We start from the raw sequence: 21,255 nt of genomic DNA on the forward strand, positions 1-21,255 counted from the left end.
TCACGCCCCGGCGTCTCCCGTGAGGGCACGCGCCAAGAGCCCCCGAGCGCCCGCGCGACTCCCAGCCCGGCGGGCCCCGGGGTCGCGGACGCACTCCTTCTCGATGAGCGCCTTTTCCATGCCACCCATGACAGGGTTCAGGATGTAGTCGGCCAGCGTCTGCTCGCCGGTCTCGATCATCACCTCGGCAGGCATCCCCGGAAGGGTCTGGATATGCGGAAGCTCGGCCAGCGCATCCGGGGAGACCTTCACGTCGACCTGGAAATAGGGCTCTCCGGTGGCCCGGTCGATCAGGCTGTCAGCGGACACGTGGACGACCTCGCCCGGCACCGGGGGCGGCGAGCGGAAGCTGTAGGCCGTCAGGCGCACCCGCGCCGCGCCCCCCGGCGTCACGTCGTCGATGTCGCCGGGCCTCACCTTTGTCTCCACGACGAAGTCGGCGTTCGACGGAACGATCTCCAGGATTTTCTGGCTCGGGTCCACCACCCCGCCGATCGTGTTGATCGCAAGGTTGACCACCCGGCCGGTGCGCGGCGCGCGAATGGTCAGGCGCTCGCGCACCTCGCGCGTGGCCGCCAGCCGCTGGCGCAGATCGAGGATGTCCGCCTGCACCTCCTGGCGCTGGTCGTTGATCTCCAGAAGCCGGTTTCGGCGGATCTGGAGGATGCGCTCCTGCATCTCGGTCACCTGCTGCAGGGTCATGTTGCGGTCGCTGCTGACCGTCCCCAAATCGCCCAGGATCGCCGCCTCGTCCTGCTGGCGGCTCACCAGCCGCGACTTCGTCACGAGACCCTGCTCGTAAAGCGGCTGAAGGCCCTCGATCTCGTCGCGAACGAGCGCGAGCTGGTCATCGAGCGACGTGCGGCGCGCCTCGTTACCTTCGAGATCTTCGAGCAACTGCTCTATTCGGCCGCGCAGGATCGTCACCTGTCCGTCGATCATGTCCCGGTTGGAGTCGAATACGTCGCGCTGCGCCTCGAGAAGATGCGCAAGATCCGGGTCTTCCGCGACGAGCGCGGCGAGTTCCTCGGGCACCTCGATGCTGTCGGCCTCGCGCTGCTCCGCGGCGAGCCGCGCCTCGCGCGCGAGCGCGCTGGCGAGCTGGCTGCTCAGGATCGATATCTGCGCGTTGGCCCGGGTCTCGTCGAGGCGTACGATGACCGCACCCTCCTCCACCAGTTCACCCTCCTTCACCGCGATCTCGCGGACGATGCCTCCCTCGTAGTGCTGCACCGCAAGCCGGTCGCCCACCACGCGGAACGCACCCGTGGCCACGATCGCGCTCTTCATCGGGGCAATGGCGGCCCAAGAGCCCAGCCCGCCGAACACCCCGATACCCAGAACGAGCAGCCAGATCACCAGCTTGCGCACGCCGGTCGGGGGTGCTTTCGGCAGCTTCACGTCGGGCATGCGGTCGGCGAAGCCCGCACGCTCCACGGCGTCCCGGGCTTCCAGCGGAACTGGCGTCTTCATGCCGGATCTCCCATGGCCTGTGCGCCGCCCTGTCCCGCGGCGTCGCCGCGGTTGCGCAGGAACGTCACCTTCTTGTCCTCGCTCGCCGCGGGCCGTCCCGCCAGCGAGCTTTCTAGTTCGAGGATCCCCCTCGCCTCGCCGATCTTCTCGATACGGCCCGCGCGCATCACCGCGGCGTGGCTCACCTCGCGCAGCAGGTCCATGCGGTGCGTCACCACCACGACGATCGCGCCACGGTCCGTGGCGGCGGCGATGGCGCCTGCAAGCGCTGCCTCGCCCTCGGGGTCGAGGTTCGCGTTGGGCTCGTCCAGCACGATCAGCTTTCGCTCGCCGAAGAAGGCCCGGGCGAGGCCGATGCGCTGGCGCTGTCCGGCGGACAGATGGCCGCCACGCGGACCCACCTGGTAGTTGTAGCCCCCGGGAAGCTTCAGGATGAGATCGTGCACCTGGGCGAGCTTGGCGGCGGCCACCACGTCCGAGGGGCGCGCCTCGGGATCCATCAGCGCGATGTTCTCGGCCACCGTGCCGTCGAAAAGCTCGACGCGCTGCGGCAGGAAGCCGACGTGCCGGCCCAGCTGTTCCGCCGGCCAGTCGGTCAGCGCGGCATCGTCGAACCGGACATATCCACGGTTGAGGGGCTGAAGCCCGACGAGCGCGCGCACCAGCGTCGTCTTTCCGGCGCCCGAGGGTCCGATGAGGCCCAGGGATTGACCCGGTTCAAGATCGAAGCTCACACCGAACAGCACCGGGTCCTGAAGGCCGGGCAGCACCACGGTGGCGTCCTCGACGGAGAGCCGCCCCTCGGGCTCGGGCAGCTCCATCCGCTGTTCGACCTCCTGCATGTGCGCAAGGATCTCGTTCAGGCGCTGCTTGGCACCGCGGGCGCGTTGCAGCGCCGTCCAGCCCGAGATCGACTGCTCCACCGGAGAGGCCGCGCGGCCCAGCAGGATGGACGCGGCGATCATCAGGCCCGGCGAAAGCTGGCCCTGCAGCACCAGCACCACGCCCGTGCCCAGCACGGCGATCTGAAGGCCCATGCGCACCATCTTGGCGAGCGAACCGATCACCGCCACGCGGTCGGCGGCAAGCGTGGAAAAGACGATCGCGGCGAAGGACTTGATCGTCCAGCGCTCGACCATCTTGCGCGACCCGCCCATCGCGTGGACGACCTCGGCGTTGTGCAGCATCTCCTCGGCAGACCGGTTCGCCTCGACCTGCGCCTCGTTGGCCGCCGCGTTGGGCTCGCGCCCGAAATACTCGTTGAGCCCGCCGAGAACGAACAGGATGAGGAGGCCGGTCAGCGCCACGATGCCGAGCAGCGGGTGGAACGCGAAGATCAGCGCCACGAAGAGCACGGACCACGGCGCATCGAGAAGCGCGATCAGCACGGGGCTGTTCACGAAGCCCCGCAATTCCTGCAGGTCGCGAACCGGCTGGGCGTGGCGCTCTTCGTCGGGGATGTCCCGGTTCATCAGCGCGGTCAGGATCTGGGGCCCGACCTTCGCCTCGAGCCGCGTACCGAGCCGCACCACCAGGCGTTGCCGGAGCGCGTCGAAGAGGAAATAGAAGAAAATCGCGATCGCCGCTCCGATTGTGAGGGCGATCAGGGTTGGAATGCTTCCCGAGGACAGGACCCGGGAAAACAGTTGCAGCATGTAGATGGGCGCCGTGAGGATCAGTATGTTGACGAAGGCGCTCGCGACGAAGATCGCCCCGATCAGACCGCGCTGGCCGTCAAATACGCGCTTGGCTTTCATGTCTCATGTCCCCCCGGACACATGGATTTCAAAGCTGGCCATGCTCCCCCAAAAGCGGCGCCCTGGCCCAAGTCGTTTGGTGGCCGGGGGACCATTTCCGCGTCTCAAGCCAGGACTGGAAGGGACCCGAGCCCGCCGCCGGCACGCGGCGAACCCGGATCCCCTCGTTCTTTAAGCCGTCACGAGACGTTCATGCCGTCGTCGGTCGGCATGCTGAAGCCGGACCAGCACTCGTTGGTGTCGAAGTAGCCGTGGCTGTCGTCGAAGCCCATGTCGCTGGTGACGACCTTGATGGCCTCGTAATAGCCCGGATCGCCCGACGACACGGCGTTGATGCCGGTGCCGCCGATCGGGATCGCGTCCTGGCCGAGCGACGTGAAGTTCGACGCCAGGTTCTCGAGGCCGAGACCCTTGATCGTCACCAACGAGCCGTTGATCTCGATGGTCACGTCCGTGCCGTCGTCGCTGACCTGCGCCAGCCCGTTCGGAACGTCGATGTTCGACGCGTTGCCGTTCAGCGCCTCGAAGGCCTGCTGCGCGCTCGTGCCGAGACCGTCGCCCACGTTCGTCACGCGGTAGAGCAGGACGTCCTGATCCTCGTCGATGTTGAAGTCGTGGATCGTGTCGCCCGGCGTCTCGCCATCGTCCGACGAGAAGGCGACGCCGTCCCACTGGAGGTCGATGATGAAGACGTCCTTGCCGGCACCGCCCCAGAGGTTGTCCTGGCCTTCGCCACCCTTGAGGTAGTCGTTGCCCTGACCGCCGTAGAGGTTGTCGTCGTCGGCCCCGCCGTCAAGGAAGTCTGCGCCCTCGTTGCCGTAGAGGTCATCCCTGCCCTCTTCGCCGTAAAGGAGGTCGATACCCTCGTTACCGGACATCGAGTCGTTCCCGGTCCCGCCGAGCATGACGTCGTTGCCGGTTCCGCCATACATCTCGTCGAAGCCCTGGTTGCCCTCCATGTAGTCTTCGCCGGAGTCGCCCCACATGACGTCGCTGTCGGCGTTGCCCTGCATGACGTCGTCGTCTTCGCCGCCATACATGTAGTCGCGACCGGTGCCGCCCGACATGAAGTCGCAGCCCGAGTCGCCGTGCATGACGTCGTTGCCTTCCTGGCCGAACATGGTGTCACGGCCGGATCCGCCCTTCATCATGTCGCGGTCGTTGCCGCCGAACATGAGGTCGTCGTCCTGACGGCCGAAGAGGCGGTCCATGCCATCGTTGCCGAGGAGCACGTCGTTGCCCCAGTTACCGACGAGCAAGTCCTTGCCGTTACCGCCGACGAGCAGGTCGTTGCCGCTGTCGCCGTAAAGCTCGTCGTTGCCATCCTCGCCGAAGATCAGGTCGTGACCGCCACCGCCGCGGATGTTGTCGTTGCCGGCTTCGCCGTCATCCTCCTCGTACATGAGGGTCGGGCACTCGAGCTCGAGAGAGCCGAAATGCTCGCCGCCGAAGTAGTTGGTGCCATTGAGCTCGGACGCCATGTCGCTGTGGCGTGCGTGCCAGCCGAAGTTGATCCGGCCCAGATCGATGTTGTCCGGCACGTCGCTGAGGTCCCGACCGCTGACGCTCGCGAAGTCGCCGAACAGGATGTCGCCCTGCGCGCCGCCCTCGATGACGTCGTTGTCGGACCCGCCGCGGATCCGGTCGACGCCCGCATCGCCCTGAAGAACGTCACGGTCCGCGCCGCCGTCCATCATGTCGCTGCCGCGGCCACCGAACATCAGGTCCTCGCCGCTTTCGCCGACCATCCAGTCGCGACCTGCGCCGCCGTCCATGATGTCGTCGCCAGAGCCGCCGGCCATGACGTCGTTGCCGCCGGGTGCCGGCTCGAGATTGCCGAGCCAGGTGTCGGAGCCGAAGTCGAGGTCGTCGCCGTTGCCCTGGCGGACATCGCCGAACATCTCGTCGTTGCCCGCGTTGCCGAGCACGAGGTCGTCGCCGAGGCCGCCGGCCATGCGGTCGTTGCCCGTGCCGCCGGACATCTTGTCGTTGCCGGTGCGGCCGTACATGGTGTCGTCGCCGCTGCGGCCATACATGCAGTCGCCGCCGCCTTCGCCGTCCATGCAGTCGTCGCCGGAGCCGCCATCCATGTAGTCGCCGAGATCGCCGTCGGTGTCGTCACCGTCGCCGTCGTCGCCGAACATGGTGTCGTTGCCGGCCGAACCGAACATCACGTCGACATTGGTGCCGCCGAGCAGCAGGTCGTTGCCGTTCTCGCCGTCGATGTAGTCGCAGCCGGTGCCGCCATCGATGCAGTCGTCGCCATCCTGCGTGGTGTTCGTACCGTCGCCGCCGAAGAGCCAGTCGTTGCCCTCGTCGCCGGTGATGATGTCGCGGCCGAGGCGGCCCTCGATGTAGTCGTGGCCCTCGTCGCCCTGAAGCCGGTTGCCGTTCTCGTTGCCGTAAAGCGCGTCGTCGCCGTGACGGCCGCGGGCGTTGTCGGCCGCCTGGTGGTCGTTCAGGTCGATGACGTTGCCGCCGTTGTCGGACGCTTCCCAGATACCGTCGTTGAAGTTCGGGGCGTCGCGATCATGGTCCTGGTAAACGATGTCGCAGGTCGGGTCACAGACCTCCCACGGCTCGTTGAAGCTGATCTCGGGCATTGTCTTCCTCCAAATCAAACAGGACAGCCAGCCACAGCGGCCCACTCGTCCCGGGTTCGCATGGCCCGCCGATCACGTCCGGCAGGCCGACAAGGCGATCTCCGCCTGTGCTTTACTCAAGCTCGGAGGCCGTTTCGGAACTGCCCCCATTTGGGGACAAAATCGCCATAATTTTGCCTTGAACCGGCGTCGCGGCGACGGCCGCCGCCTGCGCCCCGTCGCGGATCGGCTGGTGCAGGGCGGCGCCCAGCGCCACCCCCAAGCCGAGCAGGACCGCGACGCGAAGCGTGGCGCGCACCGGGCGTCGTTTCGGCCGGTTCTGTTCGGCGACCACATCGCGCAACGCGGCCCGCAGCACCGGTTCGAACTCGATCCTCAGCGCGCCTTCCATGCGGTTGACCGCGTCTTCCATCACCTCGAGGCGTTCGGTGATCGCCGCGCGATCGTCCGCCGCCTTGCGGGCCTGCGCCTCGCCCAGCCCCTCGTTCAGCGTCTCGAAGAGCTTCACGAAGCGGTTGTGCAATTCGACCAGATCGCCGCGCCGCGCCAGCGGCGCGTTGCTGTCGGACACGAGCGCGCGATAGAGCAGTTCCGCATCCGCCCTGGTCAGGCGGGCCGTTTCGGCCTGCGCCGCGTCGGCCCCGGCCTGCCCGGCGGGGTTGGGCTGCCCCGGCGCGAGCGGCGCCGGCGGGCCCGTCGAGGCGCCAGCCCCCTCGGCGGGTCGGACCACGCCCTGACCGGACGGGCCGCGGGCTTCGGACGCCGCCTCGTATGTCTTTTGCGAATACGTGGTCATCAGGCTCTCCCCATCCCGGCCTGCCATGTGAGCATGTGGGCCATCTCGGCCCGGCTGCTCATGTTGAGCTTCGCCAGAACGCGCTTGGCATATGTATTGAACGTCTGCTCCTTGACCCCGGCGATGTAAGCCGCCTGCCGGTTCGGGATGCCGAGCTGCATGAGCGCGGCGACCCGGGCCTCGACAGGGGTCAGCCCCATCTTCTGCGCGATCATCTCGACACGCTTCGGGTCGGGCTCCCGGGCAATGAGCGCCACGACGAGATCCTCGCCGGGGTAGCTCGACAACGAGACCGGCAGCCGGCCACAGTCCCCGTCACGCTCGAGGAACAGGATCATCTCGGTGTCCGCGCCTTGTGTCAGACACTCCTTCAAGGCATGGCGCAGCGCGCGGGTCTCGTTCGGCGTCGGGCAGTGCAGCCCGTCGGCCGCCTCGCGCAGAAGCCGCCCCTCGCGCAGGATCTCTGCGCCCGCGGCGTTGGCGCGGACGACCCGCCCGCGCTCGTCCAGCACGAGCACGCCGGCCTGAATCCTCTTCGAAATCATCCAGAGCAGGGCATCGGCGGCCGCGGCCTCCTTCCGGCCCGACAATTCCTCGAGGCAGTCCTCGCGGAGCATTGGCCAGATCGCCGCGATGATGCCGTCGCAATGAGGGTCGTGGGCGCCGCCCTCGAGCCGCAGCGCGATGGCATCCACGCCTCCCGACGCGAATCGGATTTCGTAAGCGGCCCATGCCGCGTCAGCAACGTCGGCACCGTGAAACCAGCCCCGCAAACGCGAGGGCCGGACGCGCGCGACGTCCACGACGGTACCCGGCGAGATGTCCGAACGTTCCACGAGGCATGGCGCGCGGGGGCGCGATACATCGGCGAATTGCTCGTCGGAACTGATGCAGACGCCGCCCCTGACGTCGAGCCTTGCGAATGCTGTGCCGGAAAGTGCGGAAATCCCTCGCCTGAACACCTTGGAATAATGGTAAAGACCCGCCTGAACGGCAGGGAACTCAGACAACCACATACGATCTTCCCCCCGGTCGTACCGTTACGTGAGGTAAGGTTAACACGAGACGGCCCGCGCTAGAGGACGCGCAAGAGTATTAACACTTTCGTAGGGAAGTCTTGCGTCAGCGGAAGTTCGCGACGGGAGATGGCGAAGGCTTACCCCTAAAGGTCAGCGCGGTCACCACACGACACAACCTTAAACTGAATCCACTTGCCTGGCACTATCTTTTCGCGCACTTTCCGTAACGGAAACACAGTGTTTCAGCGCGAAAGGACGCGTCAGCACGGCCCAACAGCATCGAAAAATAGGGAAGATTGCACCTGTTTACAATTCATTAACCGAGAACTGCCGCGACAACAGCTCGGCTTGGCGCGGAATTGAGATTCTCCAGAACGTTCGAAGAATCTATCGTGAAAGGACGATCTACCGCCATATTGAATACAGGTTTCTGTATTTACTTTTTCGCCAGGCCCCGCGCCGGCCGGCCACGCTTCGGAGCGACGGCCACCCCGGCGCACAGCCCAGGTTAGATCGGGACGTGTCCGCATGAAGGTTTACGTCGTTTGCAGGGAAAAACTCGTCGCGAGCTTGCTACGCGGCTGTCTCGAGCAGGCCGGCCTCGGGCCGATAGAGATTCGCGAGAGCCTGACCGAGTTTGCCGATGACAGGGCCGATGCGACAGTGGTGGTGCACGACAACCAGCCGGGCGACGCTCTTATCGAAGACTTGCACGCCCACACCACCCGCGCCCCGCAACACCGGCTCATCCTGGTCACATGCGAACCGCTTCCTGATGATACCGCCTCCCGCCTTGCGAACATGTTAAGCGCGATGCTGACGAACGATTGCACATCGGAAGCCCTGCTGGGCGCGGTCTCGGTAGTCCGAGCAGGCTTCAGCGTCAGCCGCGGGATGCATCCTGCCGCTGCTGCTTCCTCCCCGCTCCGGGAACGGCCCGGCATGGCGGACGGTCCTCCGGTGCCCGATCTCGAAAACAGGATGGCACCGGCCACGCTGCGGCTGTCCGTACGCGAACTCGCGATCCTGCGGAAACTCACGGGTGGGGTATCGAACAAGGATATCGCCAAGGACCTCGGGATCTGCGAATCCACGGTCAAGGTGCATCTGCGGACCTGCTATCGAAAGATCGGCGCGCGCAATCGCACGCAGGCCGCGATGTGGGCGTCCGAGCATCTCAAGGACAGCCCCTGCTGAGCCTGCGAGCGAAAAAGATCAGGAGTCGAGGGGCGTTTGCGCCGGGGGAACCATCGCAGCCGGGGCGTTGCGCGACAGCCAGTCGTTGGTTTTCGGATAGGCGTTGAGATACCAGTAATTTCCCGGCTCCATACGCACCGCCACGACGCGGTCTGAATCGTCGGTCAGCTTTTTCAGAGTTTCGACGACCTGGCGCGGATTCTCGGTATTCAGGTTCACCATGCAGGCGCCTTCCAGCACGCGGTGGGCGCCGAGCCTTGAGAGTTCGGCCCAGAACGCGTGGTAATACTCATGGCCGGCCTCGTTCCTGAGATCGTAGGAGAGCAGAAAAACCGCCATGTCGTCCCTCCGATAAAACCCGGACTTCATGACGGTAGTCCACGCTCGAACGCATGTAAACGCGCAATGGCCACGGTCCGGAAAAGCGGCATGGCACCGGCCGCCACGTATCATCGGGAACGAACTCGACCGGCTGAACCCGGAAATTCTCGAATCGTCCGCGAGGGCCACCGGCGACCGGGGCGACGGGTCCGGGTCGAATTCGGCCGCGACACCCGACAAGCGGGATTGCAGGTGTCATGTGGCGCAGTCTACCCTATCGACATCGGGACGAATGCCGCCTTGGGGTTGTGTTCCCAACGGGAGGTGCCAATGTCGGCCACACACGGCGAAGCAGGGGGCATGACGGGGTGAAAACCGCTTTCATCACAGGGATCACCGGTCAGGACGGAGCGTATCTGGCCCGGCTGCTGCTGGAAAAGGGATACAGGGTGCATGGCGGCGTGCGCCGGATCTCGCACCCCGAAACCCAACGCCTCGAACAGCTCGGCATTCTTGGCGACCTCACGCTTCACGAGTTCGATCTCGCGGAGATGAACAACATCTATCGCACGATCCGCGACGTCCCGGTGGACGAATTCTACAATCTCGCCGCCCAGAGCTTCGTGGGAGCATCCTGGGATCTGCCGATCTATTCCTCCGACACGAATGCCATGGGCGTCGTTCGTGTCCTGGACACGCTGCGGACGATGCAGCCGGAGACGCGCTTCTACCAGGCCTCGGCCTCGGAGATGTTCGGGCTCGTTCAGGAGGTGCCGCAAAGCGAGACGACGCGGTTCCATCCGCGCTCGCCCTATGGCGTGGCCAAGGTCTACGGCCACTACATCACCGTGAATTACCGCGAATCCTTCGGGATGCACGCCTCGAGCGGCATCCTCTTCAATCACGAAAGCCCCCTGCGCGGACTGGAATTCGTGACCCGCAAGATCACCCGGGGCCTTGCCACGATCGCGCGGGGCGGGAAGGGCCCGGTCGTCCTCGGCAATCTCGAGGCGCAGCGCGACTGGGGCTTCGCCGGCGACTACGTCGAAGGCATGTGGCGCATGCTCCAGCAGGACGCGGCCGACGATTACGTGCTCGCCACCGGGGCGACCACGAAGATCCGGGATTTCGTGACCTACGCGGCCGAGGCGCTGGGGGGGGACCTCGACTGGCAGGGCACGGGCGTCCAGGAGACAGCCACGGACCGCAAGACCGGCGCGCGCATCGTCGAGGTCAGCGAGAAGTTCTTCCGCCCGGCGGAGGTGGACCTGCTGATCGGCGACGCGAGCAAGGCGCGGGAAAAGCTCGGCTGGACGCCGCGGGTGGGCATCCGGGAGCTCGCGGAGATGATGGCGAAGGCGGACTACGATGCCCTGGGCTGAGGACGACAGGGGCCTCGCGGGCGTCCCGTTCGAAGGCCATGTGGACGGGCTCGCCGGCGACAGGCTGAACGGCTGGGTCGTGCGCGCCGACACGCGCGAGGGTGGCCTGCGCGTCGGGCTATACGCGGGCGACCGCCCGCTCGCCACCACCGTGGCCGATCTGTACCGGGCCGACGTCGAGAAGGCCGGCATGGGCGACGGAAAGTCGGGATTCGCCTTCGCGATCACCGAGCGCATGCGGCGAACGCTCGGCAATCGGGGAGAAACGCTCGAGATCCGCCCGGTCGGATCGGAGGCCGTGATCGGCCGCTACGAGTTTCCGGGCGAAGACGCGCTTCGTCTGGTGCTAACCGAAGTTCAGGAAGAACGGATGCGCGGTTGGCTGGCAGATCCGCTCTATCTGTTGGAAACAATTCTTTACGGACTTCATAAAGGCATGAGCGAGCCGGAGCCTTTGAAACTCACTTTCAGAAACACGCTTTGCCGACCACCAAAGAACATTCCAAAGACGTCCGACAATTCACTGTCAGCATATCTAACGTTTTGCAAGTACCGCCACAGAGTAGAGAAAGAATACGATACCGAATTTTCCCCTCCGGACCGCGATCACTACCTGGATTGGTATATTCGCAGCTATGGCGCAGCGCGTGCGCCACAGCGAGTTCCGCTTGGGAAAGCGGAGATTGAATACCTCAATGCGCCAATTGTCATGGGCGGACAGCGGCGCACACTTACACGCGCAATGTGGTGGGCGGTTTCGAACGACCCAAAGCTTCTACAAGCTGCGCATCCCTCCACTGACGACGGTTATTTGGAGCTCATCTATTGGTGGGCGTGCCAAGTTGCGCCCGCTATGAAAGTGGAAGATTGTCTTGTTACAGACCGTCTAGCCAACATTCTTCGGTCAGTGCATGTTACACGCAAAGACCAAGTAGTTCCGGTATCAGCCTTCATGGACCGGCTGCATCGTGATAAAGAGATTTATCACTGTTTTGATATGAGTCTGGAAACAGAGCGAACAGCTTTCACGCTTGCCCTTCTCGTGAGCGCCGTTGAAGAACCACATATCCTTCGCTACATCCCGCACCGCTCGCTCAGCGCCCTGCTCGCGCCCCGCGACGGCGCGCCCTCGCTCTTGCACGAGTTCTGCGTGACCCTCGGCATGCCCGAGCCCGAGGCCCCGCTCGATGCCGAACGCTACGCGGCCGTGCTCCGGCTGCAGGGCTACGACCTGCCCAGCCACAGCTTTCTCACCCGCACCGAGGCGGGCGACCGGCTGCACGCCGCCGCGCTGCCCCGGCCGAAGGGCGAGCCGGTGGACGTGCAGGTGATCGGCCCCTTCGCCAAGGCCTCCGGGCTCGGCCAGGCCACCCGGCTCTCCGCCCGCATCCTCGAGCACACCGGCCTCTCGCTCAACTGCGTGGATTTCGGCCTCGACACCCCCGCGCCCGAGGGCTTCTCCTCGGCGAGCGCGGTCGCCGATTACCGCCCGGCCCGGGGGAACCTCAGCCACCTCAACGCCGAATCGATCCCGCTCGTCTACGCCTACGGGCCGGACGTGTTCTCGGGCGCCTACAACATCGGCTACTTCTTCTGGGAGCTCGACAGCCCGGCGCTCTGCCACTACCTCGCGCTCGATCTGCTGGACGAGATCTGGGTCTCCACCGAGTACGGCGTCTCGATCTACCAGCCCGAGACCGAGAAGCCCGTTCGCAACGTCCGCATGTGCTACGAGGAGCTGGGCGAGATCGACCGGGCGGCGGCGCGCCGCTTCATCGACCGCCGCTTCCGCTTCCGCGGCGACGAGTTCGTCGTCCTCGTGACCTTCGACAGCTTCTCCTTCGTGCAGCGCAAGAACCCGGTGGGCGTGTTGGAGGCCTTCCGCCGCGCCTTCCCCGACGACCCGGACGTGCGGCTGATCGTCAAGACGCAGAACCGCGACTTCATGGCATATTTTCCAAACGAGGCTCGGATCTGGAAGCGGGTGGACGCGATCCTGGCCGAGGATCCGCGGATCCTGCTGATGAACGAGACCCTCCCCTACGACCAGCTTCTCGAGCTCAAGGCGGGCTCGGACGCCTATGTCTCGCTCCACCGCTCCGAGGGCTGGGGCTTCGGCATGATCGAGGCGATGAACCTGAAGGTGCCCGTGCTCTGCACGGGCTATTCGGGGAACATGGAGTTCTGCTCGGAAGAGACCGCCTGGCTCGTGGACCACGAGGAGGTGACGCTGGCGCCCGACGACTACATCTTCGTGCGCCCGGGCCAGAAATGGGCCGAGCCCGACATCGCCGACGCCGCCGCCAAGCTCCGCGCTCTGCGTGACGACCCCGCCGCGCGCGAACAAAAAGCCGAGGCCGCCTTCCGCAACGTGCGCGAGACCTTCTCCGCCGAGGCCGTCGCCCAACGCTACGGCGCGCGGCTGCGGGAGATTTTGGGAAGCGATTGACCCATGGCCACGATCCCAAAAGGCGAAAACTTGTCTGAATCATTGTCTATATTTTTCCGGACCTTTTTCGCGCAAACTGCACGTATCGCTCAAGCCTCCACGCGAAGGTTGATAAATGACGGTTCCAACTGAGATAGTTGATCGCGCTTACCGCTACTTTCTTGGACGAGGCGCCCGCAAAGATCAGCCTCCAAAATTCCAAAACTATGGCGAGCTTGTCGAAACACTCCTGGGTTCCGCGGAGTTCAAGGCATCTCCCCGGTCCAAAAAATTTGCCCATGGCTGGCCGATCGCCCAAGTCTTCTTAAGCAAAGATGCGCGGGTCATCTATTGCCCAATTGGTAAGAACGCATGCACCTTTCTCAAGCGTCAGATAGCCCGTATCTCCAGTGTTGAGTTCCAAGATTTCCTGCTTCCGGATATCCATCGACTTACAGACCGCACAAACACCGGACTGCAGCTAAGCGATTATCCCCGTGAAGAGATTGAATCTCTCATCAGAGATCCACAGTATTTCCGCTTTGCAGTCCTCCGCCACCCGGAAGACCGATTATTAAGCGCCTACACGGATAAATTCATCAAGAACCGCGAAAACCCGGCTCACATCCAGCACACACGGTCGGTCGTGAAGCCTGTCCAGCTAAGCGAAGGTTTACCTGAGCCAGACTACCGGCGAGGCATCACGTTCCGGGCGTTCATCGAATTTATCACGTCTCAAGACCCCGGCACACTCGATCCGCACTGGAAGCCGCAAAAACTTTATCTCACGGGTATCTCCTGGGACTATCTTTACATGATGGACGAGATCAACGCGTTAGTCTCGGATTTAGAGCGACGCACCGGCAAAAAGTTGCCACGTCGATCTGAAAACACGACTGCCAGTGGTCACGGCGATGCCCATCCGGGAGCGATGGATCTACTGCCGACGGAGATTGAGGCGCTACCGGCCATTGGCAAAGCCTCCTTTTGGGATGATCACCTGCAAGGCCTTGTCCGAGAGTTCTTTGCAGAGGATTATTCGCTGTGCGCTCGGACATCGGGAGGTTCCACCCCATGATCACTCCCATCCTCCTCTGCGGCGGGTCCGGGACGCGGCTCTGGCCGCTCTCGCGCAAGAGCTATCCCAAGCAGTTCGCCGACATCCTGGGCGAGGAAAGCCTCTTCCAGGCCTCCGCCCGGCGCTTCACGGGCGCGGGTTTCGGCGATCCGGTGGTGATCACCGGCGAGCCCTTCCGCTTCATCGTGGGCGAGCAGCTCGCCGAGGTGGGCGTCGCGCCGGCCGCCGTGGTGATCGAGCCCGAGGGGCGCAACACCGCCCCCGCCGCCGCCGCCGCCGCGCTCATCGCCCATCGCGCCGATCCGGAGGCCGTGATCCTGCTCGTTCCCTCCGACCACGCCGTGGCCGATCCGGAGGCGTTCCGCGCGGCGGTGGCGCGCGGCCTGCCGGCGGCCGAGGCGGGGCGGATCGTCACCTTCGGCATCGCCCCCACCCGGCCCGAGACGGGCTATGGCTGGCTGGAGATCGGCGCCGAGGAGACCCATCCGGGCGTCGCCGCCCTCGCCCGCTTCGTGGAAAAGCCCGACGCCGCCACCGCCGCGGGTCTCTTGGCGGACGGGCGGCATCTCTGGAACGCCGGCGTCTTCCTCGCCCGCGCCGACGCCCTCATCGAGGGGTTCCGCGCCCATGCCTCCGAGATCCTCGCCGCCGTGGAGCCCGCCCTCGACGCGGCCGAGCGCGACCTCGGCTTCACCCGCATCGACGCCGCGCTCTGGGCCGGCGTGCCCGAGCAGTCCATCGACTACGCGGTGATGGAGAAGGCCGCGAACATGAGCGTCGTGCGCTTCGACGGGCACTGGAGCGATCTGGGAAGCTGGGAGTCGGTCTGGCAGGAAAGCGGGCGGGACGGGTCCGGCAACGCGCTCTCCGGGCCGGCCACCGCGCTCGACTGCGAGAACACGCTCCTGCGCTCCGAGAGCGCCGACATCGAGGTGGTGGGCATCGGCCTGCGCGACGTGGTGGCCGTGGCCATGCGCGACGCGGTGATGGTGGCCGACATGTCCCGCGTGCAGGACGTGAAGGCGGCCGTGGGCCGGCTCAAGGCGCGCGGCGCGGCGCAGGCCGTGCAGCTGCCCGTGGACTACCGCCCCTGGGGCTGGTTCGAGACGCTGGTGCGCGGCGACCGCTTCCAGGTGAAGCGCATCCACGTGAACCCCGGCGCAACGCTATCGCTGCAGAGCCACGTGCACCGCTCCGAACACTGGATCGTGGTGCAGGGCACCGCCAGGGTCACCGTGAACGGCGAGGAGCGGCTGCTTGGCGAGAACCAGTCCGTCTATGTGCCGCTCGGGGCCGTGCACAGGATGGAAAATCCCGGCAAGGTGCCGATGGTGCTCATCGAGGTGCAGACCGGAAGCTATCTCGGCGAGGACGATATCGTCCGCTACGAGGACGCCTACGCGCGAAAGTAGAGAGTCGGCCGCGGGCCGGCGTTGGCGTGTCGGCGCGCAGACCCGAGCCACGCCCTCGGGCGCGGGACGGTCTTCGCATGAAGCGGGCGGTGTCGTCATCTCCGGTCCGGGAACACGGACCTGCGGCAGGCGATGCCCGCGAAAAGGCCGAAAGGGTTCGGGCGCCGGAAGCGCGGGCTGGCCTCAGCGGTTCCTGAGCGCGATCCCCGTGCCCGCCTGCACCGGCCTTTCGAGCCCGGCGTGGGCGGCCGAGACGGCGCCGAGCCTGCGGGCGACAACGGGCCGCCAGCTTCCGGCCCGTCGCGCGTCGAGGTCGAAGGCCAGGCATTTCACCTCGTTCGTCGCGGCGCGCGTCCCGCTCGTGCTCTTCCATACCTCGTGGAAAAGCAGGAAACGCCGCGCATCGTGCGCGAGAAGCCGGGTGGTGACGTGGATCGGCGTGTCCAGCGCAAGCTCGTCGAGGTAATGCACATGGGTCTCGACGATCACGTATTCCTGGCCGCCGCGCGCCTCGATCGTGGCCTCGGGGGCATTGATCCAGTTCCAGAAGGCCCAGTTCGCATGGTCGCAGATCGTGACGTAATGGGCGGTGTTGACGTGGTCGTACTCGTCCAGCCACTCGGGCCGGACGCGCGTCCGGAACAAAGTGAGCGGCGCGGCGATCTCGCCCGTCCAGGGCAGCGGCGGGTCGTAGGTCTCGGCCACTGTCAGCGTCCCTTCCAGACGGGCGCGCGCTTCTCGGCGAAGGCGGCCATGCCTTCGGCGGCGTCCTCGCTCGCGTAGAGGCCGCGATAGGCCGGCAGATCCGCGTCGCGCATGATCCCGAACGCCGCGCGTTCGGTGGCGCCTTCGGTGGCGCGCACGATCTGCTTGATCGCCCGAAGCGAAAGCGGTGCGGCCGCGGCCACCCGGTCCGCCAACGCGTGCGCGGCCGCCATGAGATCCGCGCCGGGAACGACCTCGTTGACGAGGCCCCATCGCGCGAGTTCCGGTGCGCCGACGCGCCGGCCGGTCATCATCATCTCCATGGCCACGGCGCGGGGAAGGCGCCGGGGCAGCCGGATCGCGCCGCCGGAGTCCGCCACGATCCCGAGCGCGGCTTCCGTCAGCGCGACCTCCGCGTGCTCCGCCGCCACGATCATGTCGGCCGCGAGCGCCAGTTCGAAACCGCCTCCCAGCGCGAGCCCGTTCAGCGCCGCGATCACCGGCTTGTCGAGATCCCAGTATTCGGTCAGCCCCGCGAAGCCGCCCACGCCCTGATCGGCGTCGGCCGCCTCCCCCGCCGCCGCGGCCTTGAGGTCCCATCCGGCCGAAAAGAACCGCTCTCCCGCGCCGGTCACGATTCCGACCGACAATGCATCATTCTCGGCCAGCTCGCGGAACGCCTCGCCCAGGGCGCGGCTCGTGGCGGCATCTATGGCGTTGGCCTTCGGCCGGTCCAGCGTGACCTCCAGCACCCGGCCCCGCCGTTCGGTCCTGACCCCTGTCATCCTCGATCTCCCTCCCGTCGGATCGTCATGGCCGGGATGATAAGGCGGGGAGCACCGGTTTTCCCAGCCCCGTGCGATGCTTGTCCTCGCGAGGCGGAGCGCGCAAGCAGGGGGCCGCGCGCCTCGTCCAAAGAGAGGGAGGGTCATCCGCAAGTCTTGAAACGCTCGCCTCGGCGCCAAGGGCCATGCGGCAACGGGCAAAGGCGCGGAAAGTCCGCCTTTGCGCGGATTACTCCACGGTGATGGTGATCGGCTCGGACATGACCGGCGGGTCATGGGGCATGTGGAACGCATCGCCCAGAAGGATCCAGACCTCGTGCGTGCCGGCGGGCAGGTCCTTGGTCACCTCCGTCTGGCCGCCGCCGAAATGGACGTGCCGGTCATCGGCCGGAACGGGCTGGCTGAAGTCGTAACTCGCCGGATCGACGTTGATGAGAAGATGGTGATGCCCGGCTCCCTCCACCTCGGTTCCGGCCGGCGCGACGCCCACCCCGTCGAGGCCGAACCGGATCGTGACCGGGTTTGACACCGTCGCGCCGTCGCCGGGCGAGATGATGTAGGCGCGCGCGTCCTCCGGCGCGGGCGTGCGGTCCTGCGCGAGCGCCGGAACCGCCAGAATGAACACCGCCGCGAGGCCGCGGCCGACAGATGCAAGAAACATGGTCTCCTCCCTGTTCTTTCTTACGTAGGGTAAGGTAGACTGAGGAACCGTGCGTTCAACGTGCCCGGAAGGTTTAGTCCGCGTGACACAGATCCGCGGCCGTTCCGCCCCGCAGGCGCGCGACGCACGCCGCGATCTCGGGTGCGATGGCAAGCACCTCGAGGCCGGCCGTTTTGCGCAGCCCGTAATCCAGCGGCGCCGCGGTATCGGTCACCACCACCTCCCGCGCGCCTTCCGCGATCAGCCCGTCCAGGGTTTCGGCATCGAAAAGCGCATGCGTCGCGGCGAGGCGCACCTCGGACGCGCCGGCCTCGAGGCTCGCGCGGATCGCCCGGCGCATCGTGCCCCCGCCCACGATCATGTCGTCGAGAATCCAGACCGGGCGGTCCCTGACGTCGCCCGCGAAGAACCCGCCTGACACCACGCCCCCGGACCGGCGTTTCTCGCAAAGCCCCAGCGACAGGCGCGCGCGCTCCGCCTCGTCGAAGCTCTCGGCCAGAAGCTGCACGCGCTTGAACCCGCCGATGTCGGGAGAGACGAGCGCGAAGGGCGCATCGCCCGCGCGGGCCCGGACATGGCGCATGAAAAGCCGCCGCGCGTCGAGGTGCAGGGCGGGGATACGGAACGCGTTGTCGAACGCCGCGGGGTTGTGGGCCTCCACGGTGACGACGGCGCTCGTGCCCACCGCTTCCAGCAGCTGGGCGACGTAGCGCGCGCCGAGCGGATCGTGGGGCTTGGTCCGCCGGTCCTTCCGCGCGTAAGGCAGAAGCGGGCAGATCGCCGTCACCGAAGCGGCGCCGTGATCGCGGCACGCGCCGATGAAGAAGAGCGTCCGGATCAGCCGGTCGTTGGTCGATAACGCTCCGCTCCCGCGCAGCCCGGCCAGCACGAACACGTCCTCGCCCTGCACGTCGACCAGCGGGCGGCCCTTGTGCTCGCCCTCCTCGAAATCGCGGATTTCATGGGGATCGATGGCAAAGCCGCCCGCATCCGCCACGGCCTGTGCAAGGCTGTCTTCCGTGTCGAGGGCGAAGAATCGCATGGCGAGAGCCAACCGCGCCCGTGGAGGGCACGCATTGACCCCGGTCAATGTCCGTGCCACCGCCGCCCCGCAAGGTCCCGCGCGAACGGAGGCAGGCGCGATGAGGCGAACCGGAGACCCGACACCTTGCGCGCACGTCACGGCGCGCAGCCCGGCGTGAGCGCGGGCGCGCTGATGCCAGATCAGGCCCGGGCGCTCCACGACCTGACGCGGGCCGCGCTGGAGCGCGAGCTGGCCCCGGAACGGGTGGTCGAGACCCATGCCGCCCTCGTGTTCCTGACCGCCGACCGCGCGTTCAAGCTGAAAAAGCCGGTCACCCGCAGCCACCTGGACTTCTCGACCGCGCCGCGGCGGCTCGTGGCCTGCCTGTCGGAACTGCGGCTCAACCGCCCCCTCGCGGCAGAGACCTATCTGGGCGTCGCGCCGGTGCGCCGGGCGCCGTCCGGTCGGATCGGGCTCGACACCCCCGGAGAGGTGATCGACAGGGTGGTCGTCATGCGCCGCCTGCCCGAGGCGCGAAATCTCGAGACCATCCTGAAATCCGGGCGCCCCTGCCCGCCCCTGTGGCGCGATGCGCTGGGCGAGCGCATCGCGCAATTCCTTCGCGCGGCGCCGCCCCTTCCGCCGGGACGGGCCGCGCGGCACTGGTCCTTCATGTTCGCCGAGGCGCGGCGCAGCCGCGACGCGCTCGCCCGGTGGGGCGCCGATCTCGGCCCCGAGGCGGCGGAGGTGGGCCGCGGCGCCGTCGCCGCGCTTGCCTATCGCCGGCGCGAGGTGATGGGGCGCGTCGCCGATCGCCTCGTCGTGGAGGGTCACGGCGATCTCAGGCCAGAGCATGTGTGCTTCACCGATCCGGTCACCGTTTTCGACCGCGTGGAATTCTGCATAGACCTGCGCATCGTCGATCCCTTCGACGAGGCCGCCTATCTCGGCCTCGAAAGCGAGATCCTCGGCGACGCGGATCTCGGACCGGCGCTGACCGCGCGTCTCGAGAAGGAGGGCATCGCCCCGCCATCGCCGGGCCTGGCCGCGCTTTACCGCGTGCTGCGCTGCCTGACGCGGGCGCGGCTTTCGATGGACCATCTGCTCGACCCGGACCCGCGCACGCCCGGAAAATGGGCGCCGGCGGCGCGCCGGTACCTCGCCCTGGCCCGGCAGGCGCTGCGCGCAGCCGAGGATTGACGGGCGTCATTGCGGCCCCGGCGCGGGACGCCACAGTGGCGGCATGACCGGCCCTCGCGATATCGAACTGGACATCCCCGTCTCGTCCGGCCGCGGCCGCCTGGAGGGCGACCTCGCCCTGCCCGATGCGCCGCGCGGGCTTGTCGTCTTCGCCCATGGCAGCGGCAGCAGCCGGTTCAGCCCGCGCAACCGTGCGGTGGCGGAGTGGCTCGGAGGGCGGGGCTACGCCACGCTCCTCTTCGACCTTCTGACCCCCGGCGAGGCGCGGGATCGCTCCCACGTCTTCGACATTCCCCTGCTCGCGGGCCGGGTGGGCGACGCGCTTTCCTGCCTCGGCCAGGAACCTGCCGTGCGCGGATTGAGGATCGGTCTCTTCGGCGCGAGCACCGGGGCCGCCGCGGCGCTGGTGGCGGCGGCGGAGCGGCCGGAGGCCGTATCGGCCGTGGTCTCGCGCGGGGGGCGGCCCGACCTGGCCGGGGCGTCGCTTCAGCGCGTGCATGCGCCCACTCTGCTGGTCGTCGGCGGGCGCGACACGGATGTCATCGCGTTGAACGAGGAGGCGCTGACCGAACTGCCCTGCGAAAAGCGGCTCGCGATCGTGCCGGGCGCCACGCATCTCTTCGAGGAGCCGGGCACGCTTCGGACCGTGATGGAAAAGACCGCGTCGTGGTTCGACCGTCACCTCGCCGGGTCGCCCGCCTCGCCGCATGGGTGAGCCCGAAACGGCCGCGGCATCGACACGCGCGCCCCCGCCGGCAAAGTTGACGCAGGTTATTGCCCATGCGGCACCGCCGCGCGAGACTTCCCGGCAGCAAAATCTTTCCCGTAAGAAAGGAGCCCGACCGATGACGCCGGCAGACCGCGAAACGCCCCCGCCGCAGAGCCCGGGAGAGGACATCGAGATTTCGGTCCCGCTCGATACCGTCTGTTTCATCGTGGCGAAACTGCACGAGCGGCGGGCGAAGCAGGGATCGACCGACCCGTCCGCCTCACGGCTCGACGACGACGATATCGAAGCCGCGGTGCTCGAGGACCGGCCTTCCGACCCGGTGGAGCAGGAGCTTACATCGATCCTGTCCGATCTTCCGTTCGAACAGCAGGTCGACATCGTGACGCTGATGTGGTTCGGCCGCGACGGCGGCGACTGGGCGGACTTGCGCCGCACGGCCGTCACGGAGCACACGGACGAGACGCCGGGCTACATCTGCGGCACGCCGCTCGCCGCGGATTATCTCGTGGCGGGGTTGGACGCGCTCGGACTCGATTGCAAGGAGTTCCTGCGCGGGCACGGCTGACGCAGCGCATGTGCCCGCCCCCGGGTACGGCACGCCATATGGTGACGGACCCCGCCCGACAGGCGGGCCCGCCCGGTCGCCGAGGGCGGGCGTTCAGGGCGCACAAGTTTCGTCGCGCA

The 21,255-nt window shown here is 66.8% G+C and carries 18 protein-coding genes; 8 read left to right on the forward strand and 10 right to left on the reverse strand.

Annotated elements, in window-relative coordinates:
* The 5 genes from AB6A65_RS05240 to AB6A65_RS05260 form a co-directional block, all read right to left on the reverse strand.
* Nucleotides 1-1,473, reverse strand: a complete 1,473-nt coding sequence (locus tag AB6A65_RS05240) for an HlyD family type I secretion periplasmic adaptor subunit (protein WP_371037310.1) — start codon at nt 1,471-1,473, stop codon at nt 1-3.
* The gene (locus AB6A65_RS05245) at nt 1,470-3,230 is read right to left on the reverse strand and encodes a type I secretion system permease/ATPase (RefSeq protein ID WP_371037311.1); all 1,761 of its coding nucleotides are present in this window, start codon (nt 3,228-3,230) and stop codon (nt 1,470-1,472) included. Before AB6A65_RS05245 ends, AB6A65_RS05240 begins: the two co-directional genes overlap by 4 nt.
* A 179-nt stretch (nt 3,231-3,409) precedes the next feature.
* A complete protein-coding gene (locus AB6A65_RS05250; RefSeq protein WP_371037312.1) occupies nt 3,410-5,833 on the reverse strand; it encodes a calcium-binding protein in 2,424 nt (807 codons plus the stop codon).
* 112 nt (nt 5,834-5,945) lie between these two features.
* A complete protein-coding gene (locus tag AB6A65_RS05255) occupies nt 5,946-6,629 on the reverse strand; it encodes a hypothetical protein (RefSeq protein ID WP_371037313.1) in 684 nt (227 codons plus the stop codon).
* On the reverse strand, nt 6,629-7,324 hold the full coding sequence (locus AB6A65_RS05260; RefSeq protein WP_371037314.1) for a LuxR C-terminal-related transcriptional regulator: 696 nt from the start codon (nt 7,322-7,324) through the stop codon (nt 6,629-6,631). Before AB6A65_RS05260 ends, AB6A65_RS05255 begins: the two co-directional genes overlap by 1 nt.
* Nucleotides 7,325-8,176: 852 nt before the next feature.
* On the opposite strand from AB6A65_RS05260, the gene AB6A65_RS05265 reads away from it, so the two are divergent.
* On the forward strand, nt 8,177-8,845 hold the full coding sequence (locus AB6A65_RS05265; RefSeq protein ID WP_371037315.1) for a LuxR C-terminal-related transcriptional regulator: 669 nt from the start codon (nt 8,177-8,179) through the stop codon (nt 8,843-8,845).
* Between the two features lie 18 nt (nt 8,846-8,863).
* On the opposite strand, the gene AB6A65_RS05270 is transcribed toward AB6A65_RS05265, so the two are convergent.
* Nucleotides 8,864-9,184, reverse strand: coding sequence for a hypothetical protein (locus AB6A65_RS05270; RefSeq protein ID WP_371037316.1), 321 nt, complete (start codon nt 9,182-9,184; stop codon nt 8,864-8,866).
* Between the two features lie 350 nt (nt 9,185-9,534).
* On the opposite strand from AB6A65_RS05270, the gene gmd reads away from it, so the two are divergent.
* The 4 genes from gmd to AB6A65_RS05290 all read left to right on the forward strand — a co-directional run bounded on the left by gmd (nt 9,535) and on the right by AB6A65_RS05290 (nt 15,466).
* Nucleotides 9,535-10,548 (forward strand): GDP-mannose 4,6-dehydratase, encoded by a 1,014-nt coding sequence (gene gmd / locus AB6A65_RS05275; RefSeq protein WP_371037317.1) that lies wholly within the window; start codon nt 9,535-9,537, stop codon nt 10,546-10,548.
* A 1,042-nt stretch (nt 10,549-11,590) separates the two neighbouring features.
* Nucleotides 11,591-12,997 (forward strand): glycosyltransferase family 4 protein, encoded by a 1,407-nt coding sequence (locus tag AB6A65_RS05280; RefSeq protein ID WP_371037318.1) that lies wholly within the window; start codon nt 11,591-11,593, stop codon nt 12,995-12,997.
* 115 nt (nt 12,998-13,112) lie between these two features.
* Complete coding sequence (locus AB6A65_RS05285; RefSeq protein ID WP_371037319.1) at nt 13,113-14,054, forward strand: sulfotransferase family 2 domain-containing protein; 942 nt, start codon at nt 13,113-13,115, stop codon at nt 14,052-14,054.
* Nucleotides 14,051-15,466 carry a mannose-1-phosphate guanylyltransferase/mannose-6-phosphate isomerase gene (locus AB6A65_RS05290; protein ID WP_371037320.1) on the forward strand — a complete coding sequence of 472 codons (1,416 nt, stop codon included), beginning with the start codon at nt 14,051-14,053 and terminating at the stop codon, nt 15,464-15,466. The genes AB6A65_RS05285 and AB6A65_RS05290 overlap by 4 nt, the downstream gene beginning before the upstream one ends.
* Nucleotides 15,467-15,649: 183 nt before the next feature.
* On the opposite strand, the gene AB6A65_RS05295 is transcribed toward AB6A65_RS05290, so the two are convergent.
* The 4 genes from AB6A65_RS05295 to AB6A65_RS05310 form a co-directional block, all read right to left on the reverse strand.
* Nucleotides 15,650-16,171 (reverse strand): thioesterase family protein, encoded by a 522-nt coding sequence (locus tag AB6A65_RS05295; RefSeq protein WP_371037321.1) that lies wholly within the window; start codon nt 16,169-16,171, stop codon nt 15,650-15,652.
* 2 nt (nt 16,172-16,173) lie between these two features.
* A complete protein-coding gene (locus AB6A65_RS05300; protein ID WP_371037322.1) occupies nt 16,174-16,956 on the reverse strand; it encodes an enoyl-CoA hydratase-related protein in 783 nt (260 codons plus the stop codon).
* Nucleotides 16,957-17,185: 229 nt separating this feature from the next.
* Complete coding sequence (locus AB6A65_RS05305; protein ID WP_371037323.1) at nt 17,186-17,617, reverse strand: DUF4399 domain-containing protein; 432 nt, start codon at nt 17,615-17,617, stop codon at nt 17,186-17,188.
* Nucleotides 17,618-17,690: 73 nt separating this feature from the next.
* Nucleotides 17,691-18,659 (reverse strand): ribose-phosphate diphosphokinase, encoded by a 969-nt coding sequence (locus AB6A65_RS05310; RefSeq protein ID WP_371037324.1) that lies wholly within the window; start codon nt 18,657-18,659, stop codon nt 17,691-17,693.
* Nucleotides 18,660-18,833: 174 nt separating this feature from the next.
* On the opposite strand from AB6A65_RS05310, the gene AB6A65_RS05315 reads away from it, so the two are divergent.
* The 3 genes from AB6A65_RS05315 to AB6A65_RS05325 all read left to right on the forward strand — a co-directional run bounded on the left by AB6A65_RS05315 (nt 18,834) and on the right by AB6A65_RS05325 (nt 21,136).
* A complete protein-coding gene (locus AB6A65_RS05315; protein ID WP_371037325.1) occupies nt 18,834-19,841 on the forward strand; it encodes a hypothetical protein in 1,008 nt (335 codons plus the stop codon).
* 43 nt (nt 19,842-19,884) lie between these two features.
* A complete protein-coding gene (locus tag AB6A65_RS05320; RefSeq protein WP_371037326.1) occupies nt 19,885-20,556 on the forward strand; it encodes a dienelactone hydrolase family protein in 672 nt (223 codons plus the stop codon).
* Nucleotides 20,557-20,686: 130 nt separating this feature from the next.
* On the forward strand, nt 20,687-21,136 hold the full coding sequence (locus tag AB6A65_RS05325; RefSeq protein WP_371037327.1) for a DUF3775 domain-containing protein: 450 nt from the start codon (nt 20,687-20,689) through the stop codon (nt 21,134-21,136).
* Nucleotides 21,137-21,255: the final 119 nt, after the last annotated feature.

The organism is Rhodosalinus sp. FB01 (assembly GCF_041365715.1).
GTDB lineage: Bacteria > Pseudomonadota > Alphaproteobacteria > Rhodobacterales > Rhodobacteraceae > Rhodosalinus.